20 protein-coding genes and 1 pseudogene are annotated in these 23,794 nt (G+C 71.6%); 10 read left to right on the forward strand and 11 right to left on the reverse strand.

Annotated elements, in window-relative coordinates; all coding sequences use genetic code 11:
• Positions 1-161: 161 nt before the first annotated feature.
• From ACWCRJ_RS02835 to ACWCRJ_RS02845, 3 genes are all read right to left on the reverse strand, one after another.
• The gene (locus ACWCRJ_RS02835) at positions 162-1,154 is read right to left on the reverse strand and encodes a 3-oxoacyl-ACP reductase (RefSeq protein WP_450937554.1); all 993 of its coding nucleotides are present in this window, start codon (positions 1,152-1,154) and stop codon (positions 162-164) included.
• 77 nt (positions 1,155-1,231) lie between these two features.
• Complete coding sequence (locus ACWCRJ_RS02840) at positions 1,232-2,308, reverse strand: Zn-dependent alcohol dehydrogenase (RefSeq protein WP_450937555.1); 1,077 nt, start codon at positions 2,306-2,308, stop codon at positions 1,232-1,234.
• A gap of 48 nt (positions 2,309-2,356) precedes the next feature.
• Positions 2,357-3,217, reverse strand: a complete 861-nt coding sequence (locus tag ACWCRJ_RS02845) for a MaoC/PaaZ C-terminal domain-containing protein (RefSeq protein WP_450937556.1) — start codon at positions 3,215-3,217, stop codon at positions 2,357-2,359.
• A gap of 456 nt (positions 3,218-3,673) precedes the next feature.
• Here ACWCRJ_RS02845 and ACWCRJ_RS02850 point away from each other — a divergent pair, with 456 nt between their 5' ends.
• Both ACWCRJ_RS02850 and ACWCRJ_RS02855 read left to right on the forward strand, forming a co-directional pair.
• Positions 3,674-4,921, forward strand: a complete 1,248-nt coding sequence (locus ACWCRJ_RS02850) for a sensor histidine kinase (RefSeq protein WP_450937557.1) — start codon at positions 3,674-3,676, stop codon at positions 4,919-4,921.
• A gap of 158 nt (positions 4,922-5,079) precedes the next feature.
• Entirely contained in the window at positions 5,080-5,712 is a 633-nt protein-coding gene (locus tag ACWCRJ_RS02855; RefSeq protein ID WP_450937601.1) for a response regulator, read from the forward strand.
• A 293-nt stretch (positions 5,713-6,005) separates the two neighbouring features.
• On the opposite strand, the pseudogene ACWCRJ_RS02860 reads toward ACWCRJ_RS02855, so the two are convergent.
• Positions 6,006-6,410: pseudogene (locus ACWCRJ_RS02860) on the reverse strand (sigma factor); the annotation flags it as partial.
• A gap of 220 nt (positions 6,411-6,630) precedes the next feature.
• Between ACWCRJ_RS02860 and ACWCRJ_RS02865 the strand changes: the two are divergent.
• Both ACWCRJ_RS02865 and ACWCRJ_RS02870 read left to right on the forward strand, forming a co-directional pair.
• Positions 6,631-8,163, forward strand: coding sequence for an MFS transporter (locus ACWCRJ_RS02865; protein WP_450937558.1), 1,533 nt, complete (start codon positions 6,631-6,633; stop codon positions 8,161-8,163).
• A gap of 198 nt (positions 8,164-8,361) precedes the next feature.
• Positions 8,362-9,036 (forward strand): class I SAM-dependent methyltransferase, encoded by a 675-nt coding sequence (locus ACWCRJ_RS02870; RefSeq protein ID WP_450937559.1) that lies wholly within the window; start codon positions 8,362-8,364, stop codon positions 9,034-9,036.
• Between the two features lie 98 nt (positions 9,037-9,134).
• Here ACWCRJ_RS02870 and ACWCRJ_RS02875 read toward each other — a convergent pair whose 3' ends face one another.
• Positions 9,135-11,288 carry a restriction endonuclease gene (locus tag ACWCRJ_RS02875; protein ID WP_450937560.1) on the reverse strand — a complete coding sequence of 718 codons (2,154 nt, stop codon included), beginning with the start codon at positions 11,286-11,288 and terminating at the stop codon, positions 9,135-9,137.
• Positions 11,289-11,475: 187 nt separating this feature from the next.
• Between ACWCRJ_RS02875 and ACWCRJ_RS02880 the strand changes: the two genes are divergently transcribed.
• The 4 genes from ACWCRJ_RS02880 to ACWCRJ_RS02895 all read left to right on the forward strand — a co-directional run bounded on the left by ACWCRJ_RS02880 (position 11,476) and on the right by ACWCRJ_RS02895 (position 15,171).
• Positions 11,476-12,480, forward strand: a complete 1,005-nt coding sequence (locus tag ACWCRJ_RS02880) for an N-acetylmuramoyl-L-alanine amidase (protein WP_450937561.1) — start codon at positions 11,476-11,478, stop codon at positions 12,478-12,480.
• A 382-nt stretch (positions 12,481-12,862) separates the two neighbouring features.
• Positions 12,863-13,714 carry a hypothetical protein gene (locus ACWCRJ_RS02885; protein ID WP_450937562.1) on the forward strand — a complete coding sequence of 284 codons (852 nt, stop codon included), beginning with the start codon at positions 12,863-12,865 and terminating at the stop codon, positions 13,712-13,714.
• A 113-nt stretch (positions 13,715-13,827) separates the two neighbouring features.
• Entirely contained in the window at positions 13,828-14,838 is a 1,011-nt protein-coding gene (locus tag ACWCRJ_RS02890; RefSeq protein WP_450937563.1) for an LLM class F420-dependent oxidoreductase, read from the forward strand.
• A gap of 45 nt (positions 14,839-14,883) precedes the next feature.
• Positions 14,884-15,171 carry a hypothetical protein gene (locus ACWCRJ_RS02895; RefSeq protein ID WP_046918077.1) on the forward strand — a complete coding sequence of 96 codons (288 nt, stop codon included), beginning with the start codon at positions 14,884-14,886 and terminating at the stop codon, positions 15,169-15,171.
• A 121-nt stretch (positions 15,172-15,292) separates the two neighbouring features.
• Here the strand turns inward: ACWCRJ_RS02895 and ACWCRJ_RS02900 are convergent, their stop codons facing one another.
• From ACWCRJ_RS02900 to ACWCRJ_RS02910, 3 genes are read right to left on the reverse strand one after another with little or no spacing between them, the layout of a single operon-like run.
• Positions 15,293-16,372 (reverse strand): prenyltransferase, encoded by a 1,080-nt coding sequence (locus tag ACWCRJ_RS02900; RefSeq protein ID WP_450937564.1) that lies wholly within the window; start codon positions 16,370-16,372, stop codon positions 15,293-15,295.
• Positions 16,369-17,136 carry a class I SAM-dependent methyltransferase gene (locus ACWCRJ_RS02905; protein ID WP_450937565.1) on the reverse strand — a complete coding sequence of 256 codons (768 nt, stop codon included), beginning with the start codon at positions 17,134-17,136 and terminating at the stop codon, positions 16,369-16,371. The genes ACWCRJ_RS02900 and ACWCRJ_RS02905 overlap by 4 nt, the downstream gene beginning before the upstream one ends.
• A complete protein-coding gene (locus tag ACWCRJ_RS02910) occupies positions 17,130-18,710 on the reverse strand; it encodes a glycosyltransferase family 4 protein (RefSeq protein WP_450937566.1) in 1,581 nt (526 codons plus the stop codon). Before ACWCRJ_RS02910 ends, ACWCRJ_RS02905 begins: the two co-directional genes overlap by 7 nt.
• Positions 18,711-18,927: 217 nt before the next feature.
• Here ACWCRJ_RS02910 and ACWCRJ_RS02915 point away from each other — a divergent pair, with 217 nt between their 5' ends.
• Positions 18,928-19,566, forward strand: coding sequence for a TetR family transcriptional regulator (locus tag ACWCRJ_RS02915; protein WP_450937567.1), 639 nt, complete (start codon positions 18,928-18,930; stop codon positions 19,564-19,566).
• A 347-nt stretch (positions 19,567-19,913) separates the two neighbouring features.
• On the opposite strand, the gene ACWCRJ_RS02920 is transcribed toward ACWCRJ_RS02915, so the two are convergent.
• Genes ACWCRJ_RS02920 through ACWCRJ_RS02930 form a run of 3 tightly spaced genes read right to left on the reverse strand, consistent with a single transcriptional unit; the run spans position 19,914 to position 22,601 of the window.
• A complete protein-coding gene (locus ACWCRJ_RS02920) occupies positions 19,914-20,801 on the reverse strand; it encodes a tetratricopeptide repeat protein (protein WP_450937568.1) in 888 nt (295 codons plus the stop codon).
• Between the two features lie 54 nt (positions 20,802-20,855).
• On the reverse strand, positions 20,856-21,089 hold the full coding sequence (locus tag ACWCRJ_RS02925) for a ferredoxin (RefSeq protein WP_450937569.1): 234 nt from the start codon (positions 21,087-21,089) through the stop codon (positions 20,856-20,858).
• A gap of 6 nt (positions 21,090-21,095) precedes the next feature.
• Entirely contained in the window at positions 21,096-22,601 is a 1,506-nt protein-coding gene (locus ACWCRJ_RS02930) for an aldehyde dehydrogenase (RefSeq protein ID WP_450937570.1), read from the reverse strand.
• A 163-nt stretch (positions 22,602-22,764) separates the two neighbouring features.
• On the opposite strand from ACWCRJ_RS02930, the gene ACWCRJ_RS02935 reads away from it, so the two are divergent.
• Positions 22,765-23,793, forward strand: a complete 1,029-nt coding sequence (locus ACWCRJ_RS02935; RefSeq protein ID WP_450937571.1) for an MBL fold metallo-hydrolase — start codon at positions 22,765-22,767, stop codon at positions 23,791-23,793.
• Position 23,794 lies beyond the last annotated feature (1 nt).

A 23,794-nucleotide genomic window follows, 5' to 3' on the forward strand; every position in this document is an offset into this window, starting at 1 on the left:
GCGGCACTCGTCTCCTCGGTCGCCTCTGGAGAAACGTCCATGCGACGCCAGAACCGATCACCACGGCACCCGGCCCCGCTCGTCGCCGACGAGCGGGGCTTCGCCGTTCCGGGTACGGCCCGTGCGGGGGCGGAGGGACAGGCGGGGGCGGGCGCTCCCGCCTATCCCTCCGCCGCCCCCCGGCCGTGCCTCAGCCCCAGCACCTCCGCCGCCGCGAACGTCTCCCCCTCCGGCCGGTCGGCGTAGTGCGGCGTGAGCAGGCCGTCCAGTTCGTCGTACGAGAACGCGTCCTGCTTGGTGTCGAACTTGGCCCGCACGCGCGGTCGTTCGACGATCGCGACCATGCCGCCGTGCACGACGAGGAGCTGGCCGTTGACCCGCGCGGCGGCGGGGGACGCCAGGTAGCCGACGAGCGGGGCGACGTGCTCGGGCGCGAGCGGGTCGAGGCCCGTACCGTCGCCCTCCCCCGTCGCCCCCGGGAGGCCCGCGAAGACGTCCTCGGTCATCCGGGTCCGGGCGCGCGGGCAGATGACGTTCGCGGTGACGCCGTACTTGGCGAGCGCGAGGGCCGTGGAGGTGGTCAGCCCGACGATCCCGCCCTTCGCGGCGGCGTAGTTGGGCTGCCCGGCGGAGCCGGCGAGGAACGCCTCGGAGGAGGTGTTCACGATCCGCCCGTAGACCCGCCCCCCGCCCTCCCCCGACTTCGCCCGGGCCCGCCAGTGGGCGGAGGCGAACCGGGTCGTGTTGAAGTGCCCCTTGAGGTGCACCCGCACGACCGAGTCCCACTCGTCCTCGGACATGGAGAAGACCATGCGGTCGCGCAGGATGCCCGCGTTGTTGACGAGGATGTCCAGTTTGCCGAATCGGGCGACCGCCGACGCGACCAGTTCCCGGGCCTGTTCGTGGTCGGACACGTCACCGATGTGCGCCACCGCGCTGCCGCCCGCCGCGCGGATCGACGCCGCGACCTCCTCGGCGGGCCCCGTGGACACCTCACCGGACCCGTCCCGCCCCGGCCGGCCGTAGTCGTTGACGACGACGGCCGCCCCCAGCCGGGCCAGCTCCAGCGCCTCGGCCCGGCCGAGACCGCGCCCCGCGCCGGTGACGATCGCGGACAGTCCTTCGAGCGGCAGACCGCCGAGTGTCGATGTCATCCCGAGCCCCTCTCCCCTCTCCTCAACTGCCATACGGTCTCGCCCGCAACTGCCATCCGGTCTCGTCCGCGCGGTGGTCAGAGCTCGATGCAGGTCCGGAGCGCCACGCCCGTCCGCATCTGGTCCAGCGCCTCGTTGATGTCGGCCAGGGGCACCCGGTGGGTGATCAGGCCCGCGAGGTCGATACGGCCGGCCCGCCACAGGGCGATGGTCCGCTCGTAGGAGCGCAGGACGTCCCCGCCGCCGTACATGGACGGCAGGATCCGCTTCTCGTCGAAGAACAGCTCGAACATGCTGAGCTGGAGGAAGTCGTCCAGGGCGCCCGCGCCCACCACGACGAGGGTGCCGCCGCGCCGGGTGGCCTCGTAGGCGGTGCGGGCGGTGGTCGAGCGGCCGACGACCTCGAAGACGTAGTCGAAACCCTCGCCGGCGGTGACGGACTGCTTGGCGTCGGCCAGTTCCTCCGGCGAGATCGCCTTGGTGGCACCGAACCTGAGCGCCGCCTCGCGCCGCGAGACCACCGGGTCGACGGCGACGATCTCGGCGGCGCCCTTGAGCCGGGCGCCCTGGATCGCCGAGATGCCGACGCCTCCGCAGCCGATGACCGCGACCGATGAACCGGCCTCCACATCGGCGGTGTTGAGGGCCGCGCCGAGACCGGTGGTGACACCGCAGCCGATGAGGGCGGCGATGTCGAAGGGCACGTCGTCCGGTATCGGCACCGCGCAGCCGGCGTCGACGACGACCTCCTCGGCGAAGGTGCCGGTGCCCGCGAAGCCGAAGACGTCCCCGGCGGGGCGTTTGAAGTTGGGCGTACCGGCGTTGAGGAATCCGGCGAGGCACAGCTGCGTCTGGCCGCGCTTGCAGGCGGGACAGGTGCCGCAGGCCGGGAGCCAGCACACGACGACCCGGTCGCCGGGCTTCAAGTGGCTGACGCCTGCCCCGACTTCGACTATCTCGCCGGCGCCCTCGTGCCCCGGCACGAACGGTCCGGGCTGCGGCAGCACCCCGGCCATCGCGGACAGGTCGGAGTGGCACAGCCCCGTGGCCCGTACCCGGACCCTCACCCGCCCCGGCCCGAAGCCCACCGCCTCGACGTCGTCGAGCACGTCGAGCTTGTCCTGGCCGATCTCGTGCAGTACCGCTGCGCGCATGGTGCGGCTCCCCTCAGGAGTACCTGACCTACGTCTGTACCGATGGGCTCATTCGTGTGCGACCAGCGTGTCCGCCAGGACCGGCGCGTCGTCCCTCTCGACGGCGCTCACCGTCACCCGCACCGAGCGGTCGTCCGGCCGCCACATCCGGATGCGGAGGGTCTCGCCCGGGAAGACGACACCCGCGAAACGCGTCCCGTACGAGCGGACGCGGCCCACGTCCCCGCCGAGCACCGTGTCCACCACGGCCTTCAACGTCATCCCGTAGGTGCACAGCCCGTGCAGGATCGGCCGGTCGAACCCGGCCCGCCCGGCGAACTCCGGGTCGGCGTGCAACGGGTTCCAGTCGCCCGAGAGGCGGTAGAGCAGCGCCTGGTCCTCTCGGACGATCCGCTCGACCTCCTTGTCGGGCGCGGTCGTGAGCGGTTCCTGCCGGGCGGACGGCCCGCGCTCACCGCCCCAGCCACCCTCTCCCCGTACGAAGATCTGCGCCTCGTTCACCCACAACGGGCCCTCGGTGTCGGCGACTTCGGTCCTCATCACCAGGACGGCCGCCTTGCCCTTGTCGTACACCGCCGCCACCCGCGAGGTCGCGGTCGCCCGCCCCTCGACCGGGATCGGCCGGTGCACCTCGACGCGCTGACCGCCGTGCAGGACCTTCGCCAGGTCGACGTCTACGCCGGGTGCGTTGAGGCCACCGATGACGTCCGGTGAGCCCGCGCCCGCGACGGTCGCGAAGCTCGGCAGGACGTGCAGCCGGGACTCCAGCGTGTAGCGCAGCTCGCCGGGGTCGGTCGCGGGGACACCGGCGCCGATGCCGAGGTGGTAGAGCAGGACGTCCTTGCAGCTCCACGCGATCTCGGCGGAACGGGGCTCGGCCGCGAGCGCCTTGGCTGCGTCGATGGGCATGGGGCTCCTGTGTGCGACGGGGGCGGATGGTGGCTGAGGGGGTTGTGGGGGTTGAGGGCAGAAGGGGGGCGGAGGGTCGGACGACGTGGGGGCGGAGGGTCGGACGGCGCGGGGCGGGTGGTGGGTGGCTCGCGCTGAGAAACCTCGGTACGACCGTCCGCACCAGCGGCCGCACCGAGGTCGTCACCGCCGACCCGGAACCCGCCCACCTAGAACGCGTTCCAGTCCGGCGACCCTCTGTATAGCCGAGCCACGTGCACTTGTGAAGTCTCCTGACACTACGTCAGATACGTGCCGCAGCGCCCAGGACATTTGTCCCGCCGAACTCCGTACACGTGCATCTGCCGGGCCGCGTCCGGGCTTCGTACTGTCGAACACATGAGGCGGAGAGAAGCGACTACGGCGACCCCGACGGGTGCGGGCGCCGCATGTACGGGGGACGCGGGTACCGGGGACATGGGTGCTGAGGACATGGGCGCCGAGGACACCGGGTGCGAGAGCCGGCGCCCAGCGGGGAGGGCGGCATGGTTCCCGTGGCGGGCGTCGCGTGGGGGCGGGCGGTCGGCGTCGGACGAACCGGGGCCGCCCGCCACCGGGCTCACCCTGGTGCCGTGGCTGCTCATGGGAATGGGCGCCTACGCGAACCTCCTCCAGGGCCGCGCCCCGAACCCCTGGATCGGCGGTCTCGGCATCTTCACCTTCAACTCCCTCTACATCTACGTCGTCATCCGCGCGTTCGTGAAGGAGAAGCGCGAGTCCCGCTCCACCCGCGTCGCACTCGCCGTGCTCGGCTTGATCGCCTACGGTCTCGCCCTCGCCTACGGCGGCAGCTGGCTGAACTTCCTCCCCCTGTTCGGCCTGGCCGTGGGCGCCGCCATGCGCGGCCGACTGCTGCGCGGGACCGGGCCGGCGGTGACCGTGCTCGCGGGCGGGGTCGCGGCGGTGCGGGAGGGCTGGGCCGCGATCAGCGTCGCCTACGGCACCTTCATCTCCATCGTCGTGACGGCCGCGATCCTCTCCCTGGTGGACGCGGTCCGCGAACTGCGCGCCGCCCGCGAGGAACTGGCCCACCGCGCGGTGGAGCGGGAGCGGCTGCGCTTCTCCCGCGACCTGCACGACCTCCTCGGCCACACACTGTCGGTGATCGTGGTGAAGTCGGAGGCCGCCCGTCGTCTCGCCCCGCACGACGCGGACGCGACGCTCGCCCAGATCACGGACATCGAGGCGGTCGGCCGCCAGGCCCTCACGGAGATCCGCGAGGCCGTGACCGGATACCGCGAGGGGAGCCTGGCGACCGAACTGGACCACGCCCGGTCCGTGCTCTCGGCCGCGGGCACGACGCTGACCGTGCGCCGCTGCGGACCGGCTCCGGATCCACAGGCCGAGACCCTGCTCGGCTGGGTCGCCCGTGAGGCGATCACCAACGTCCTACGCCACAGCCGAGCCACCGCCTGCGAGATCACCCTCACCACCACCTCCACCCACACCCGCCTCACCATCACCGACAACGGCCCCCTCACGCCTCCCCCGCCCGCACACACCACCCCCAACGGCCTGAGGGGCCTCACCGAACGTCTCGCCACCGCCGGCGGCACGCTCCAGGCCGGGCCCGCACCGCGAGGCGGCTTCTCGGTCGCGGCGGAGCTGCCCATCGCCGAACTGCCGCTCACCGCGTACGGAACGGATGACGTACGGAGCGGATGACGTGCGGAGCAACCCCCGGCCGACGGGGGCGGCGGCGGGCTCGGAGAGGGGGCGGGCTCTGAGAGGGGGCGGCATCCGTAGTGGGTGTCCCCGCACGACCCGCGTCACTCGCCCCGTCCGAATCGTCACCTCCGCCCTACCCTTGGGCCGTGAACGAGATGCCCCGGGATCACCGGACCACCAAGTCCATCAGGGTTCTGCTCGCCGAGGATCAGGGGATGATGCGGGGCGCGCTGGCGCTGCTGTTGGGCATGGAGGCGGATATCCAGGTCGTGGCGCAGGTCGGGGCGGGGGACGCGATCGTGGACGCGGCGCTGATCCACCGGCCGCATGTCGCGCTGCTGGACATCGAGCTGCCCGGGATGAGCGGTCTGGACGCCGCTGCCGAGCTGCGGGACCAGGTGCCCGACTGCCGGGTGCTGATCCTCACCACCTTCGGCCGGCCCGGGTACCTCCGACGGGCCATGGACGCGGGCGCCGCCGGGTTCCTGGTCAAGGACGGGCCCGTGGAGGAGTTGGCCCAGGCGATCCGCCGGGTGCTGACCGGCGAGACCGTCGTCGATCCGGCCCTCGCCGCTGCCGCGCTGAGCGCCGGGCCCAATCCGCTCACCGACCGCGAACGCGACACCCTCAACGCCTCCGCCGACGGCGCCACCGTCGCCGACATCGCCGCCCGGCTCCACCTCTCCGAGTCCACCGTCCGCAACTATCTCTCCTCTGCCATCGGCAAGACCGGCACCCGCAACCGCATGGAGGCGATGCGGGAGGCCCGTCAGCAGGGGTGGCTCTAGCCCCGCCCCCGCCAGGCAGAACAGGATGGCCCGGGCCCCCTCGTCACCTCGTCACCTCGTCACCTCGTCACCTCGTCACCTCGTCACCTCGTCACCTCCGCAGACTGGTAGCCCACCCCTTCCGGCGCCAGTGCCACGAACCAGCTCGCCCGGGCACCCTTCACCTCGACGATGCGGGGTTCGTCCGGGTCCGCCTCGCCGCCACTGTCACCGTCACCGTGACCCGTGACGCTTGACGTCGAGGAAGGTGCCGTCGGACCAGGTCACCCGTACCTCCTGGGCGGTGGGGGCGACCACCGCAGGACCACGGCTTCGCGCTGGCGCGGCGGCAGTTGGGACAGCGCCTTCATCAGGGCGCCCCGGTCGTCGGCCTGGGCCATGCGGTCACCGCTGTCGGGCAGCTCGGGCACCAGGTCCGTGTCGCTCCTGGGTGCCAGGAACTCCTTGAGGCGTCTGCGGTGCTTGCGCGCGTGAGCGTTGATCATCATGCGCCGTACATAGCTGTCCGGGTCTTCCCTCGAACCGACCCGGCGCCAGGCCACGTACACCTGCTCCAGCGTCGTCTGGACCAGATCCTCCGCGGCATGCTGCTCGCCGGTGAGCAGGAACGCCGTACGCATCAGTCGTGGCCAGCGGCCGACGAGGAAGCTCTGGAACTCCTCGTCCCGAGCGGTCCTCGCCTGCTTCCGATCCCCCATCGAGCACCTCCTAGATGCTTTGAACAGTCCGCGAGGGATCGGATTCGTTGCCTCGTCCCGGCGGAATTTTCGCAAGCCGGGCCCCGCCGGCCCTGACGCGCCGTCACTTCCCCATGAGCGGGTCAAGTTTTCGTTAGTCACTCAAAACAACGGAATAGTTGCCCAGGCACACGAGGTTCAGATGGCACACATACGTAGACCGGCCAGGAGGCCCCGCTCAATGACGCAACCGCAGACACCGCCGCCGACCGACGGGCCCGCCGCCGGGGCCACGGGCGCGACACGAGCCCCCGGAGCGATCGTCCCGGTGCTGGCCTTCGCGGGAATCGTCGTCGCGGTGATGCAGACCCTGCTGGTCCCGGTGATCAAGGACCTCCCGCAGCTGCTGGACACCTCCCCCAGCAACGCGACCTGGGTACTGACCTCCACCCTGCTCTCCGGCGCCGTGGCCACGCCGATCATGGGCCGGCTCGGCGACCTCTTCGGCAAGCGCCGCATGCTGCTCGCCAGCCTCGCCGTGATGGTGGCCGGCGCGCTGATCAGCGCTCTCACCAGCGCGCTCCTCCCGATGATCGTCGGCCGAACCCTCCAGGGCTTCGCCATGGGCGCGATCCCGCTCGGCATCGGCCTGATGCGCGACGAACTGCCCCGCGAACGCCTCGGCTCCGCCATGGCCCTGATGAGCTCGTCCATAGGCGTCGGCGGCGGACTCGCCCTGCCGCTCGCCGCCGCGGTCGCCCAGAACGCCGACTGGCACCTCCTCTTCTTCGGTGCGGCCGGTCTCGGCGTCCTCTCCATCGTGCTGACCCTCGTCGCCGTACCGGAGACGAGGACGCGCGCACCGGGCACCTTCGACCACCTCGGCGCGCTCGGCCTCTCCGTCGGCCTCGTCCTCTTCCTCCTGCCGATCACCAAGGGCAGCGACTGGGGCTGGACCTCCACGACCACGCTCGGCCTGTTCGCCGCGTCCGCCCTGGTACTGCTCCTCTGGGGTGTCTGGGAGCTGCGCGCCCCCGCGCCGCTGGTGGATCTGCGCACCACGGTCCGCCGCGAGGTCCTCCTCACCAACCTCGCCTCGATCATGGTCGGCGTCTCCTTCTACGTCGTCTCCCTCGTCCTGCCGCAGCTTCTCCAGCTGCCGTCCGCCACCGGCTACGGCCTCGGACAGTCGATGATCGTCGCGGGTCTGTGCGTGGCTCCGCTCGGCCTGACGATGATGTTCACCGCGCCGGTCTACGCCCGGATCTCCGCCAAGTACGGCCCCAGGAGCACCCTCATCCTGGGGCTGCTGATCATCGCGGTCGGCTACGGCGCCGGTCTCGGCCTGATGAGCGCCGCCTGGCAGACCGTGGTCGTGTCGGTGGTCCTGGGCGCGGGCATCGGCCTCGCCTACTCCTCGCTCCCCGCGCTGATCATCGGCGCCGTGGACCCGTCCGAGACGGGTGCGGCGACCGGGCTCAACACGCTCATGCGGTCCATCGGTACGTCCGTGTCGAGCGCCGTCATCGGGATGGTGCTGGCCAACACCGCGAACCACGTGGGCGGGGTCGCGATCCCGACCATGCACGGCTTCCGCGTCTCCTTCCTCATCGCCACCGGCGCGGTCGCGGTCGGCCTCCTCCTGGCCCTGTTCCTGCCGGGGCGCGACCGCCGGGCGACCGGGCATCGGCTGCTCGCCAGCAGCGAGGGGGCCGAGCCGGCCGAGGTGGCCGACGCGGTGTCCAGGGAGGACAGGGCTGCCGTCGTCCGGTAGTCCGGGGGCCGCGTGCCCTTCGAGGTCGTCTGCGGGTCCGGTGGGGACTGGTCGCGCAGTTCCCCACGGCCCTGAAAAGCAGGGGCTGCGCCCTCTGCCTTTCGGCCCGGAAGGGCCGTAGGTCTCCCCGATCCCTCCCCCCGATCACCGCATGACAGCATGAGGCGCCCCCTGACGTACGACCACACGGAGGACCCCATGTCCGCGGCATCGAGCCCCCCGCCCACGCCGGCGCCCAAGGCGGAGATCCTCCGCGCGTTCGAGGCGGCCAAGGGGTTCATGCCGGCCGGCGAGGGGCTGGCGTTGTACGCGGCGGCGGTGGAGGCGGGGCGGCTGGGGCTGCCGTTGCTGGAGGTGGGGACGTACTGCGGCCGTTCGACGATCCTGCTGGCCGACGCCGCCCGTGAGGCGGGGGTGCCGGCGATCACGGTCGACCATCACCGGGGCAGCGAGGAGCAGCAGCCGGGCTGGGAGTACCACGACGCGTCCACCGTCGACCCCGAGGTGGGCCGCATGGACACGCTCCCCACCTTCCGCCGCACCTTGCACCGGGCGGGACTGGAGGAGCACGTCGTCGCCGTCGTCGGCCGTTCCCCGCAGGTCGCCGCCTTCTGGGGCACTCCCCTCGGCCTCGTCTTCGTCGACGGCGGCCACACCGACGAGCACGCCACCGCCGACTACGAGGGCTGGGCCCCGCACGTCGCCCCGGGCGGTCTCCTCGTCATCCACGACGTCTTCCCGGACCCCGAGGACGAGTTCACCGGCCAGGCCCCGTACCGCGTCTACCTCCGCGCCCTCGCCTCCGGTGCCTTCACGGAGGTCTCCGCGACGGACTCCCTGCGGGTACTGCGGCGGACCGGAACCGGCATCTGACCAGCGGCACCCCCAGCACCACAGCACCACAGCACCTCGGCCACCGGGCCGTAGGGCTACTCAGCTACTGGGCCGCTGGGGCCGCTGGGGCCGCTGGGCTACCCCACCTCTATGCCGTAGTCCTGGACCAGTTCCTCCAGACCGCCCCGGTACCCCTTGCCGCCGACGACGAAATCCCAGTCGCCGCTGGCGCGGCGGCGGAAGGAGCCGAGGGTGAGGGCCGTTTCCTCGGCGCGGCCGTCGGAGACGTCGAGGCGGCCCTGCTCGGCTCGGGCGGGGTCCAGGAGGCGGATGCCGGCGTCGGTGAAGCCGGAGAGGTCGGCGTCGGGGTTCACCTCTGGGTCGATCGCCGCCACGAGGACGAGACGGTCGGCCTCCACCGGCAGCGCGTCGAAGGAGACCAGGATCGCGGCCTTGTCGGGGGTGGTCGGCGGGACGGCGCGGACGGTGCCGTCGGGCGTGCCGAGGTTGTTGTAGAAGACGAAGTGGTCGTCGCTGAGGACACGGTTGCCATGGCAGACGAGCGCGCAGACGTCCAGGGCGACGCCACCGGTCCAGTACATGCCGAGCACGCTGTGGTCGTCCGGGGCGGAGGCCGGGGCCGAGTCAGCGCCGTCCACGCCGTCCACGTCGTCCCCGGCATCCGCCGAGGTCCGCTGGGCGGGCAGCACCACGGTGGGGGCGGTCGGGGACGCGGGCGCGGGGCGCTCGCCGGTGCCCAGGCGCCCCCGGAGCCCGTGCCGGTGGAGCAGGTCGACGAGTTCGCGCCCCGAGACCAGCTCCAGCGGCTTGCCGTTGGCGAAGGTGTGGGAACCGGGCCCGAACTTGGACGTCGTCACCAGGACGCCCTTGTTGGCGCCGGCGTCCTGGACCGTGCCGTAGAGGTCGCGGACGGCGGTCGGCGGGACGGTGTTGCGATACCGCTTGACCTGCACGACGATCTTGCCGCCCCGGATCGGGGCCGGGTCCAGGGCGTCGACGTCCACCCCGCCGTCGCCCGAGCGCTGGGTCGTGACCGCCTGCATGCCCATGGCCCGGAACAACTCGGCGACTAGGGCTTCGAAGGCGAGAGGGTCCATGTCCAGCAGGTCGGGCTCGTCCTCACCGCCGTGGGTGACGACGCCGTTGCCGACGTCGTCGGGCCTGCGCTCGGGGCGGACGGGGGTGCGCTGGTCGGGGCGGGCGGACAGCCGGCCCCGGAGCCCGTCCGTCAGGCAGTCGACGGCGCTCACCTGCTCCAGATGCAGCCCGTCGAACACCGGCCGGGGCACGGTGACGGTCGCCAGGAAGATCTGGGTGCGGCGGCCGGTCGCCGGGTCGTGGTCGTCCACGAAGCCGTTCAGGACGACCGACTCCAGCGCGCCGAACTCGTCGGCGGCGAAGAGGTCGTGGAGCACGAGGAGCACGCACTGCGCGAGGACGTCCCGGTAGAGGGCGCGCCGCTGGGTGACCGGGCGCGGGCGCTCCTTGTCCTGGTCGACGCTCGGCATGTAGACGACGCTCTTCGCCTCGGGGACGGTGTCGTACCTGGGCAGCTCCCAGTCCAGGACCAGTTGCCGGGCCGCCGAGTCGTAGGCGGCGGAGACGCCCCGGGGGAAGCCGTCGGGCCAGGCGGGAGAGGCGTAGAGGGCGGCGGAGAAGTAGTCGACGGCGGCTTCCGGGTCGCCGTCGCGCAGGGCCGTCGCCATCTGCGCGAGTCCGGCGTTGTGCAGCCGGATCTCCGCCCGCTGTCCTTCCGCCCACTGCTCGTACTGCCGCTGGTACTGGGCCAGTTGACGCTGGCGCTGCTGCTCGGCGGCCTGCGCGGCATGCCAGTCGTGCTCGTACCGGGCGCGCGCCTCGGCCTGCGCCTGCGCCCGGCGCTGGGCGGTCCAACCGCCCTGCGCCTGGTAGTGGTTCGGGTCCGGCATGGGTACCGGCTGGGCGAGGGGCCCCGGGGAGAACGGCTCCAGCCGCTCGGCGCGGGTGAGGGAGGCGGACCGGAACGCCGGGGCCCGGCAGCCGGTGACCAGCAGCCCCTCCAGTGCCTGGACCTGCGCGTCCAGCTCCTCCGTGCGCCGCCGCGCCTCCGCCTCGCGCTGCTGGCGGTACGCCGCCTGCTGCTCCCGCTGGCTGCGCGCCACCTCCCGCTGGTACGCGCGCTGCTGTCGCTCGTACTCGCGCTGCTGTCGGGCCCGTTCCTCCGACTGACGCTGCTGCTGGCGTTGTGCCTCGGCCCAGATCCCGGCCAACCCGTTGGAGCGACGACTCATGCGCTACAGGCCCTCCCACCGGAGCCCACCGACCGCGCGCCGGGACCCCGCCCCCACAACCAGACGTAACCGCCCGACTTTATCCCGCGACGGCCCGTACGCCTACCGCTGGTCAGCGCCCCGGCTCCGCCCGCGCCACACGGAGCGGGGGCGCTGCGCGCCGGGCCCGACCCGTAAGGTGGCAGGCGTGTCGTATGTAGGTCCGGACTTCGATCCGCCCCAGCCCCGCCGTTCCGCGCTGCGCCGCCCGCTGACCGTGGCGGTGGCCGCGGTCGTGGTGGGGGCGGTGGCCGGGTGGGGGGTCTGGCAGGCCGTCGGGGACTCCGGGGGCGGGGACGACGGCTCGGGCAGTGTGGCGGGGCCGCAGACCCGGTCGGCGAAGACCCCGGCCTCCTCCCCCGACCCGTCCGGCGCACCGACCGCCTCGGCCGACGGCAAGGACGGCAAGGACGGCACCGGCGGTGGGGACGGCGAGAAGGCGGGCCCCTCCGGTTCGGCCTCCGCGCCCGCCGCCACCGGCCCCCTCAAGGGCAAGGTCGTCGTCATCGATCCCGGTCACAACCCCGGCAACTTCCAGCACACGACCGAGATCAACCGCAAGGTGAACATCGGGACGCACGCGAAGGAGTGCGACACGACCGGGACGACCACCAACGACGGCTACCTGGAAGCCAAGTTCACGCTGGACGTCTCCCGGCGGCTGCGGACGCTCCTCGAAGAGGAGGGCGCCACGGTGAAGTTCACGCAGGACGGTGACCGGGCCTGGGGTCCGTGCATCGACGAGCGGGCGCGGATCGGCAACGAGGCGAAGGCGGACGCGGTGGTGTCCATCCACGCCGACGGCTCCGGCGCCGGCAACCGCGGCTTCCATGTGATCCTGCCGGGTTCGGTGAACGAGGGCGCCGCCGACACCCGGCCCATCGTCGCCCCCTCCCGTGACCTCGGCGAACGCATCGCCGGCTTCTTCGTCCGCGCCACCGGCAGCGCCCCCTCCAACTACGTCGGCGACGGCACCGGCATCGTCACCCGCACCGACCTCGGCGGCCTCAACCTCTCCACCGTGCCCAAGGTGTTCATCGAGTGCGGCAACATGCGCGACAGCAAGGACGCGGCCCAGCTCACCAGCGGAGCCTGGCGGCAGAAAGCGGCCCAGGGAATCTCGGACGGCCTCACGAGCTTCCTCGAAAATTGAACGACTCTCCCCTTTGGGGAAGTCCGGCCGCTAACCCCAAGTGCCACGGAATGAAGTGCGCGCGGTCTCAATCTGTCAACGGTTCCGGCCGTGTTCGTCTTACGTACCGCGATGCGCGATATCCATGACCCGACACCGTTGACCAGCGGTGCGTGGCGGCAGAAAGCGGAGCGGGGGAACTCTGAGGGAATCGTGAGTTTCCTGCGAGGGTAGCGGGCGGGTCGTGATCATCGAGATGATCCCGGAGGACACCCAAGTCGGTCGGACGATAAGGTCGTCCCTACGATGAGGGGCCACCCCCGCGCTTCCCACCACGGCCTGACGGCGACATGGTGACGGCGACGCCTCCACCGATGACGAGACGACTGACGAAGGACCTGAAGTGAATATCCGCTCCCTCACCAGAGGCGACGGCGTCGTGATCGGAGCAGCGGTATTGCTGTTCATCGCGTCGTTCCTCGACAACTACTCCATCGACGGGATCCCCGACAGCATCGATCTCCCGATCCTCTGGGAGAGCGGACCGGTGCTGCTGAGCGTGGTCCTGGCGGGTCTGATCGGCGCCGTCTTCATCGTTGTCGCCAGGGGTCTGCCGCAGCCGCCCAAGATCGCCGGGATCGACCTCGGCCACTTCGGCATCGCCTTCACGATCTTCGCCGCGTGGAGCGCGCTGGGCAACATCTTCGATCCGTCCGGTGGCGGTGACAACTTCAGCGACACCAGTGGCAACGGCACCGACGCGGGCATGGGTCTCATCCTCGCCCTCATCGCCACCCTGGTCATGGCCGCCGCAGCCGTCGCCACCCCCCTCGTCCCCGCCCTCAAGGCCGCCCTCGTCGGCGCCCCGCGGCCGGTCGCGCCGCAGCCGTACGGGGGCCAGCCGCCCGGTGGTTACGGGTACCCGGGCGCCGGTGCGCCGGGTCCCTTCGGTGCGGGTCAGCCGGGGCCCGGTCAGCCGGGTCCGGGCCAGCCCGGGCCGGGGGCGCCGTTCGGTGGCCCTCAGCAGCAGCAGGCGGCGGCCCCGCCGCCCGCCGGTGACTTCTCGCCGTTCTGGTTCGCGGTGCCGGTGGCCCGTCCGCTGTTCGCCGAGGACGGTTCCCAGTCGACGATCGCCGAACTGGCGCCGGGCACCTGGTACCTGGCGGTCGAGCAGCGCGGCGCCAACCTGGTGGCCCAGACGCAGGACGGCCGTCGTGGCGTCCTGCAGGACACCAGCGGTATCCAGCGCGGCTGATCAACACGCGGTGCACAGCCGTACGACCGGCCCCTCGCTCTTCCGAGCGGGGGGCCGCTGTCGTACAGTCGCCTCCCGCGCGTACAGCTGACGCACCGTCAGGAGGCAGGCACATGCGGCTCGGTCTGGCACTCGGCTACTGGGGGCGCGGTCCCTCCGCGGAGCACGTCCCGCTCGCCCAGGAGGCGGAGCGGCTCGGCTACGACTCGGTGTGGACCGCCGAGTCATGGGGCTCGGACGCCTTCACCCCGCTCACCTGGATCGCCGCGCACACATCGAGGATCAAGCTGGGCACGGCCGTCGCGCAGATGGCCGCCCGGTCGCCGACCACGACCGCCATGCAGGCCCTGACCCTGGACCACCTCTCCGGCGGACGCGCCCTGCTCGGGCTGGGGCTCTCCGGGCCGCAGGTCGTCGAGGGCTGGTACGGCCGGCCGTTCCCGAGGTCCCCGCTGACCGCGACCAGGGAGTACGTCGACGTCGTCCGCCAAGTCCTCAGGCGCGAGGCCCCCGTCGAACTGGACGGACGCTTCCACGCCCTCCCGTACGACGGCCCGGACGGGACCGGCATCGGCAAGGCGCTCAAGTCCATCACCCATCCCCTCCGCGCGGACCTGCCTCTACTGCTCGGCGCCGAGGGGCCGAAGAACATCGCGCAGACGACCCGGATCGCGGACGGCTGGCTGCCGCTGTACTGGTCGCCGAGCCGGACCGACGTCTACGAGGCGTCCCTGACCGAGGTGCCCGAGGGTTTCCTCATCGCGCCCATGGTCCGGGCGAAGGTCTGCGAGGACGTCGCCGAGGGGCTGTTGCCCGTGAAGGCCATGCTGGGCTTCTACATCGGCGGCATGGGGCACGCCAAGCGCAACTTCCACGCCGACCTCATGGCCCGCATGGGGTACGAGGAGGAGGCCCGGCGCATCCAGCGGCTCTTTCTCGACGGGCGGCGCGAGGAGGCCGTACTCGCCGTGCCGGACGCCTTCGCCGACGAGATCTCCCTGGTCGGGCCGCGGACACGGATCGCGGAGCGGCTGGAGTCGTGGCGGAAGGGGCCGGTGACGGATCTGCTGGTGCTGTCCCCGGATCCGCACACGCTGCGGGTGCTGGCGGAGCTCAACTCATAGGGAGCGTCCGGGTTTCGACGACGGTATGCGGGCAACCCGTTGAGCATGTCTCGATATAGCGGTTCCAACCAGGCGGGCCGGGTCATAGCGATCGTGGCCGACGTCATGGCCTTCATCCTGGGCCTGTGGATCCTGATGTATCTGTTGGGCGCGAACGGCGCGAACGACTTCGTGCAGTTCATCCATGACGCGGCCCGCTGGCTCGCCGGCTGGTCGCACGACCTGTTCACCTTCGACGAGCAGTGGGCGCGGGTCGTGGCCGGCTACGGTCTGGCGGCCGTGGTGTACCTGTTCGTGGGGCACGCGATCGCGAACCGGATGCATCGCCACTGAGCGCGCCGCGTGGTGCCGTGCGGGTCCATTCCGCCCGGGCGCCCACGCGGAAGCGGTCGGGAGGCCGAGATGGTGTGGCGGGTGCGGGCCGGTCGGGGGCTCACCCGCACCGCACCTGGCCTCAGCAGCACTCCGAGTCGTCGAAGTCGTCCAGCCCCCGCGGCAACCGCTCTCCGCCGAACACCGCGCACGTCGCCTCGTCGCCGCCCAGCGCGGCCACGGCCAGCAGGACGGATCCGGCGGTCCAGGAGGTCAGCTCCTCGGGCCAGACGGCCTGGTCCTCGAACACGTAACCCGTCCAGTACAGGCCGGAGCCGGGGTCGCGGAGGTGCTGGATGGACTGGAGGATGTCCAGGGCGCGGTCGGACTCGCCCATCGCCCAGAGCGCCAGGGCGAGTTCGGCCGACTCACCGCCGGTCACCCACGGGTTGGGGACCACGCAGCGGACGCCGAAGCCGGGCACGACGAAGCGGTCCCAGCTCTCCTCGACACGGGCCTTGGCCTCGGTGCCGGTGAGCGCGCCGCCGAGCACGGGGTAGTACCAGTCCATCGAGTAACGGTCCTTGTCGAGGAACCGCTCGGGGTGCCGGCGTATCGCGTGCCGGAGCGCGCCGACGGCCAACTCCCAGTCGGGCTGCGGCTCCTCGCGCTGTTCGGCGATGGCGAGGGCACAGCGCAGCGCGTGGTGGATGGACGAACTGCCGGTCAGCAGGGCGTCGTTCACCGGAGTGCCGTCGTCCTCACGCTTCCAGCCGATCTGGCCGCCGGGCTGCTGGAGCCGCAGGACGTACTCGATCGCCGCGTGGACGGCCGGCCACATGCGGTCGAGGAAGGTGTCGTCGCCGGTCGCCAGGTAGTGGTGCCAGACGCCGACGGCTATGTAGGCCACGAAGTTGGTCTCGCGGCCGCGGTCGGTGACGTCGGCAGCGTCCCCGTCGGCGTAGGCGGCGTACCAGGAACCGTCCTTGTTCTGGTGCCGGCGCAGCCATGTGTAGGCGCGTTCGGCGGCCTCGTGCTCACCGGCCGCGTCCAGGGCCATCGCCGCCTCGGTGTGGTCCCACGGGTCGAGGTGGTGTCCCCGGAACCACGGGATGGCACCGTCCGCGCGCTGCACCGCGAGGATGCCCCGCACGGTGGCGGCGGCCTCCTCTGCGGTGAGGACCCCGGGCAGGACCAGGTGTTCTGTCCGGGGCGTCGTCACTTGGCGGCCGCCTCGGACACGCCGGTGGTGTCGTTGTCGGCCAGCGCCGGCAGGTGCGGCTTGGTCGCGTAGGCCACGAAGCTCTTGCCGATCACCGGGTTCAGCGCCTCCTCGGCGACCCGGGTGAGCAGCGGCTTCTTCATGATGTCCCAGACCAGCAGCTTGTGGTACGCCCGCACGGGCAGCGCCTTGTCGTTGTCGACGCCGAACGCGCACTTCAGCCACCAGTAGGGCGAGTGCAGGGCGTGCGCGTGGTGGGTGCCGTACGGTTCGAGGCCCGCCTCGCGGATCCTGGCGAGCAGTTCGTCCGCCTTGTAGATGCGGATGTGGCCGCCCTCGACCTCGTGGTAGGCGTCGGAGAGCGCCCAGCAGACCTTCTCGGGGCCGTAGCGCGGGACGGTGACGGCTATGCGGCCGCCGGGCTTCAGCACCCGGACCATCTCGGCGAGGACGCCCTTGTCGTCGGGGATGTGCTCCATCACCTCGGAGATGATGACGACGTCGAACGACTCGTCGGGGAACGGCAGCGCGAGGGCGTCGCCCTCCATCGCGGTGGCGGTCGCGCCCTCCGGGGCCTCCCCGGCCTCCTTCATCGCGGCGAACCACTTGGCGACCTCGCGGATCTCCTCGCCGTTCTGGTCGAGGGCCACGACGCGGGCGCCGCGCCGGTAGCACTCGAAGGCGTGCCGGCCCGCTCCACAGCCGAGATCCAGGACCCGGTCCCCCGGGGCGAGGGGGAAGCGGGAGAAATCGACGGTCAGCACGTGGCCCTGCTTTCGCGGTTGGCGTTTTCGCGGTTGGTCTCGACTACGTCGTCGGCGGCTGCGACAGCCCCGTGGGACTCGACGGCCGCCTGGCGGGGGTCGCCGGCCCTGTCGATCGCGGCGGCGTCGACCGCTTCGACGGCCGCAGCGGTCTCGACGGCCACAGTGGTCCCGGCGGCCGCAGTGGTCCCGGCGGTTTCGACGGCGGGATGGGCCGCCGGTACGGCGCTCACGGCGGCCCTCGCCGGGCGTACCCCCGCTCGGGCGACGGCCTCGCGGTAGTGGGCGACCGTGCCCTCGGCGGCGCGGGCCCAGGTGAACCGCCGGAGCACCCGCTCGCGGCCGGCGCGGCCGAGCCGCCGCCGGAGTTCCGGGTCGCCGAGGAGCCTGCTCAGGGCGGCGGCCAGGGCGCCCGGATCGCCCGGGGGCACCGCGAGGCAGGTCTCGCCGTCGGGTCCGGCGACCTCCGGTATCGCTCCGCCGGTGGTGGCGACCAGCGGCGTGGCGGTGGCCATGGCCTCGGCGGCGGGCAGTGAGAACCCCTCGTACAGCGAGGGCACACAGGCGGCCTCGGCCGAGCGGACCAGGTCGACCAGCTCGGCGTCCGAGATGCCCTTGACGAACTCGACGGCGCCTTCGAGGCCGTACCGTTCGATCGCCTGCGCGACCGGGCCCTCGGTGGGCCGCTTGCCAACGACGACGAGATGGGCGGCGGGATGCTCGGCGCGCACCTTGGCGAGCGCCTCGACGAGGAAGACGAGTCCCTTGAGCGGCACGTCCGCGCTGGAGGTGGTGACGATCCTGCCGGGCACCTCGGCCACGGCCGGATTCGGCGAGAAGAGGTCGGTGTCGGCGCCGATGTGCACCACGTGCATCCGGTCGTCGCGGACACCGAGATGGTCGACTATCTCCTGACGGGAGGTGCCGGAGACGGTGAGCACGGACGGCAGCCGCCGCGCGACCCGCTTCTGCATGCGCGTGAACGCGTACCAGCGGCGCACGGACATCCGCCGCTGCCATCCCTCGGCGGCGTCCAGCTCCAACTGCCGGTCGACGGTGATGGGGTGGTGGATGGTGGTGACGAGGGGCGCGCCCACGTCACCCAACAGCCCGTAACCGAGGGTCTGGTTGTCGTGGACGACGTCGAACTCCCCGCGCCGGGCGCGCAGATGGCGGCGGGCGCGGAGGGAGAACGTCAGGGGCTCGGGGAAGCCGCCGGTCCACATCGTCGCCACTTCGAGGGCGTCGACCCAGTCCCGGTACTCGTCCCGCTTCGGCGTGCGGAAGGGGTCGGGCTGGCGGTAGAGGTCGAGGCTCGGCAGTTCGGTCAGGGAGATCCCGCCCGGACCGTCGACGGGTACGGCGTCCTCGTCGAGCACGGGGTACGGCTGGGAGCCGATCACCTCGACCTGATGGCCGAGGCGGGCCAGCTCGCGCGAGAGGTGCCGTACGTAGACGCCCTGACCCCCGCAGAACGGGTTCCCCTTATAGGTGAGGAGCGCGATGTTGAGCGGTCGCTCGCCGTCCGCGGCGAGGTCACGTCGGGACCCCGCCTGACTGGCCTCCGCGGTCACTCCTGGCCCCCTTCTCACTGCGATTTCCCGTGAGATTACGACGAGACGGTAATCTAGAACAAGTTTCAGAGTTGATCGTTCGAGAGGCTCTGAATCTACCGGCTGGTAGAACGGCTGTGAGAGGTGGATCGGGTGATTCACGCCACGGCACACGCCCTGGCATGCTATTTGATCGCATACCCTCACCGACCGTCACGACTGTCACGGAACGAGACCCATGCCTGCGGAAGTCAAGGTGGAAGCCGGCGCCGGGCGACCGGACTCACCGCCCCTCACGGAGCGGCAGGAGGCCCGTCGGCGCCGGATCCTGCACGCGAGTGCCCAGCTGGCCAGCCGGGGCGGTTTCGACGCCGTGCAGATGCGGGAGGTCGCCGAGTCCTCGCAGGTCGCGCTCGGCACTCTCTACCGCTACTTCCCGTCCAAGATCCATCTGCTGGTCGCCACGATGCAGGACCAGCTGGAGCACATGCACGGCACGCTCCGCAAGAAGCCCCCGAGCGGTGCGACGGCGGCCGAGCGCGTCGCCGAGACCCTGATGCGCGCCTTCCGCGCCCTGCAGCGCGAGCCCCACCTCGCCGACGCCATGGTCCGCGCCCTCACCTTCGCCGACCGCAGCGTCAGCCCCGAGGTCGACCAGGTCTCCCACCAGACGACCGCGATCATCCTCGACGCGATGGGCCTGGAGGACCCGAGCCCGGAGCAGCTTTCGGCGGTCCGGGTCATCGAGCACACCTGGCATTCGGCCCTCATCACCTGGCTCTCCGGCCGCGCCTCGATCGCCCAGGTGAAGATTGACATCGAGACGGTGTGCCGCCTGATCGACCTGACGGCGCCTGACCGGCGGAAGCAAGCCTGAGCAGACAGGAACAGGCCGGCTCGGGCGGGAACAGGCCGGCTCAGGCGGCAACAGGCGGGAAAACGGCAGCAAAAAAGACCTACGAGACGGGTTCCCTGCGCCGGTACCACTCATCCGGCCGCAGGTGCCGAGGGTCACCGTCAGGCCCTGTCGTGCCGCCTTCCGGCCTCTCAGCCCGACCGTCGACGTCGGCACCGGCGGATCTGCTACCTCACGCCGCTGTCGGCTACTTCGGTCGGCTCCCTCACTCGTCTCGTAGGCTGATTTCTACGATAGAACACCCGTACGTGAATACAACCCCCCAAAGGGGATTTTTTCTACTACTTCGGCCAGACACGTATTCCCCCCTACGCCATGGCCTCCAGCCCGCTCCAGCTCCGCCCGATCGCCTTCTCCCCCGCCCACCGGTCGAGCAGTCGGCGGGCCTCCTCCTCCGGGGCCGCCAGACAGACGCGCTGGGCCCCCGTGTGGGCGGGCCGGGGCTCCTTGTGGAGGGTGCCCTCGCTGCAGCAGGCGCAGTGCGTGGTCACGGTGGCGGCGGGCTCGGCGGCGAAGTCGTGGTCGGCGAAGAGGACGGTGAGGGCTTCCAGGTCCTCGGGTTCACCGGCCGCAACCGTCACCTGGAACGTGGGCACGTCGGAGGGCTCGAAGAGGAGCAGTTCGTCGAAGACGGGATAGGTCGTGCCGTCGACGACGCGTTCGCCGTTCGGCTGACCGTCGTGGAGGACGATCTCGCCGAAGCGGCGGCCGCCGGTCACGGGGACGTTCAGCACGCGCCCGCGCGTCGGGCACAGCCGGTCGATCCACACCACCTCGCGGGCGCCGTCCGTGTCCAGGCGGACGCAGGCCTGGCCGAAGCGGCCGCGGATCTCATCCTCCTCACCCCCGCCGTCGCCCTCGCCCTCGGGCAGCTGGATGCCGAAGCCGGCCCAGGCGTCGCGGGCGACGGCCCAGTCGCGGCGGATCGTGGCCGCGATGCCGAGGTTCCAGAAGGCGGGATCGCCCTCGCCGCGCGGTGCGCGGGCGGCGGCCTGGACACCGAGTTCGTACGCCTTGTCCCAGTCGCGCAGGAACTTGTGGGCGAGCGCGGCGTCGTACCACCACTCCGCGCTCGGCTTCTCGTCCGGGAAATGGGCGAGCACCTGCTCGTAGAGGCCGGCGGCGCGCTGCCACTCCTCGGCGTCCCAGGCCGCGTACGCCTGCTCGATCAGCTTCCTGGCCTCGGACTTCTCCACGTTCCCCGCTCCGGCTTCCCGATCGTCCCGTTACCGACCGCAGAGCGTAGGCCCCTACTCCTCGGGCGGGAACACCGGCTCCCCGCTGCCCAGCAGGGTGATCGCGATCGCCTCCACCGGACAGCCCTCCGCCGCCTTCAGGATGCGTTCGTTGGCGTCGGTGTCGGGGGCGGTGGGGTGGGACTGCATGGCGGAGTCGAGGCGGAAGGCGTCGGGGGCGAGGTGGGTGCACTGGGCGGAGCCGATGCAGAGGGCGCGGTCGACCTCCACGTGCCAGCGGTCACCCATCGCCGGTCACTCCTCCCCGTCGACGGTGGCGGCGAGGGTGGTGTCGGCGTCGGCGGGCGGCTCGTATCCGGCCGGGAGGTGGATCATCTTGTGTTCCAGGTACTCGCCGTAGCCCTCGGGCCCGAACTCCCGCCCCAGGCCCGAGTTCTTGTAGCCGCCGAAGGGGCCGAGCATGTCGAGGCTGAAGGTGTTGACGGAGTAGGTGCCGGTGCGGACCTGGCGGGCGATGTCGATGCCGTGTTCGTCGTCGGCGGTCCAGACGCTGCCGCTGAGGCCGTAGTCGGAGTCGTTGGCGATGCGTACGGCCTCGGCCTCGTCGCCGTACGGGAGCAGGCAGATCACCGGGCCGAAGATCTCCTCGCGGGCGATGCGCATGGAGTTGTCGACGTCGCCGAAGAGGGTCGGCTCGACGTACCAGCCGTGCTCCAGGCCGGCGGGACGGCCGCCGCCGGTGAGGATCTTGGCGCCCTCCTCCTGGCCGATGCGTATGTAGTCGAGACTGCGGCGCTGCTGTCGCTGGGCGACCAGGGGGCCGAGTTCGGTGGCCGGGTCGAGGGGGTCGCCGATCTTGAGGGCGGAGGCGTAGGCCGCGAAGGCCTCGGCGAACTCGTCGTAGCGGGAGCGGGGCACGAGGATGCGGGTCTGGGCGACACAGGCCTGGCCGTTGATCATCCAGGCGAAGGGAGCGATGCCGTTGACGGCCGTCTGCGCGTCCGCGTCCGGCAGGATGACCGCCGCCGACTTGCCGCCCAGTTCCAGGGTGACGCGGGTGAGGTTGCGGGCGGCGACCTCCATGACCCGTTTGCCGGCGGCGACCGAGCCGGTGAAGGAGACCTTGTCGACGCCCGGGTGCCCCACCAGGTACTCGCTGACCTCGCGGTCGGCGGGCAGGATGGACAGCACGCCCTCGGGCAGGCCCGCCTCGGCGGCGATCTCCGCCAACAGGTAGGCGTCCAGGGGTGTTTCGGGCGAGACCTTCAGGATCGCCGGGCAGCCGGCGAGGAGGGCGGGGGCGAGTTTCGCGGCTGCGGTGAACTGCGGGACGTTCCAGGGGACGACCGCCGCCACCACCCCGACCGGCTCGCGCCGCACGAGGATCTTGCCGAGCACGCCGTCGCGCCGCTCCTCGTACGTGAATGCGCGCGCCGTCGTGATCGCCGCGTCCCACACCAGCATCGAGGCGAGCGCCTGCACCATCACGCTGGAGGTGACCGGGGTGCCGTTCTCGGAGCTGATGATCCGGGCGAACTCCTCGTGGCGTACGGCGAAGGCGTCCTTGATCCGGGTGACGACCTCGACGCGCTCGTCGAGGGTCATGCGCGGCCAGGGGCCGTGGTCGAAGGCGTGGCGCGCGGCGGCCACGGCCCGGTCGACGTCCGCGCGCGACGCGTGCGGCACGCGGCCGATGACCTCCTCCGTGTGCGGGGAGACCACCTCGATGACGTCGGTGCCCAGGGGGTCGGTCAACTCCCCGCCGATGAAGAGCTGTCCGTGTTCCACGAGTTCGGTCATGGCCGCTGCCTCCCGGAGCCACTCTCTGACGTACCGTCAGTTCTGGTAGGGAACTGATACCAGTTCCAGGGGGAGGAGTCCATGTCGTGCGTCGACGGACGGGCCGTGACGGCGGGTTCGCACGCCCATCCCTGGTGGAACTCGTTCTAGTTATAGTGACTGCATGACACAGGTGACCGATCACGACGGAGGCGTACGGTCCATCGAGGTCCCCATCCCGGACAACCCGCTCGGCCACACCCTCGTGTACGTCGTCGACACCGACCGGGGACCGGTCCTCGTCGACACCGGCTGGGACGACCCGGCGTCGTGGGACACGCTCGCCGCCGGACTGACGGCGTGCGGTACGTCGGTCGCGGAGATCCACGGGGTCGTGATCACGCATCACCACCCGGACCACCACGGCCTGTCGGGGGCGGTACGCGAGGCGTCCGGGGCGTGGATCGCGATGCACGCGGCCGACACGGCGATCGTACGGCGCACACGCGGGACCGGCCCGGACCGCTGGTTCACGTACATGACGGACAAGCTCACGGCGGCGGGCGCCCCGGAGGAACACCTCGCCGCCCTCCGCGCCCCGCGCCACCCGCGCGCCCTGCCCGGTTTCTCCCCCGCGCTCCCCGACCGCGACATCGTCCCCGGTGAACTCCTCGAACTCCCCGGCCGCCGCGTCCGCGCGATCTGGACGCCGGGGCACACGCCGGGACACGTCTGCCTCCACCTGGAGGAGGCGCACCCTTCCCGACTGCCGGGCCACGGACGCCTGTTCTCCGGCGACCATCTCCTCCCCGAGATCAGCCCGCACATCGGCCTCTACGAGGACCCCGACGACGACACGGTCACCGATCCTCTCGGCGACTACCTCGACTCCTTGGAACGTGTCGGCCGCCTCGGTCCCGCCGAGGTCCTGCCCGCCCATCAGTACGCGTTCACGGACACCGCCGCCCGCGTGGGGGAGTTGCTGGCCCATCACGAGTTCCGGCTCACCGGCCTGCTCACCCTCCTCGCGACCCCCCTCACCCCCTGGCAGCTCGCCGAACGCATGGAGTGGAACCGTCCCTGGTCCCAGATCCCCTTCGGCTCCCGCAACATCGCGGTCTCCGAGGCGGAGGCGCATCTACGGCGGCTGGTGAAGCTGGGGCGGGCGGAGGCGGTGACGGGGAGCGATCCGGTCACGTATGTGGCGGTCTGAG

The sequence above is a fragment of the Streptomyces sp. NPDC002324 genome, from assembly GCF_053593335.1.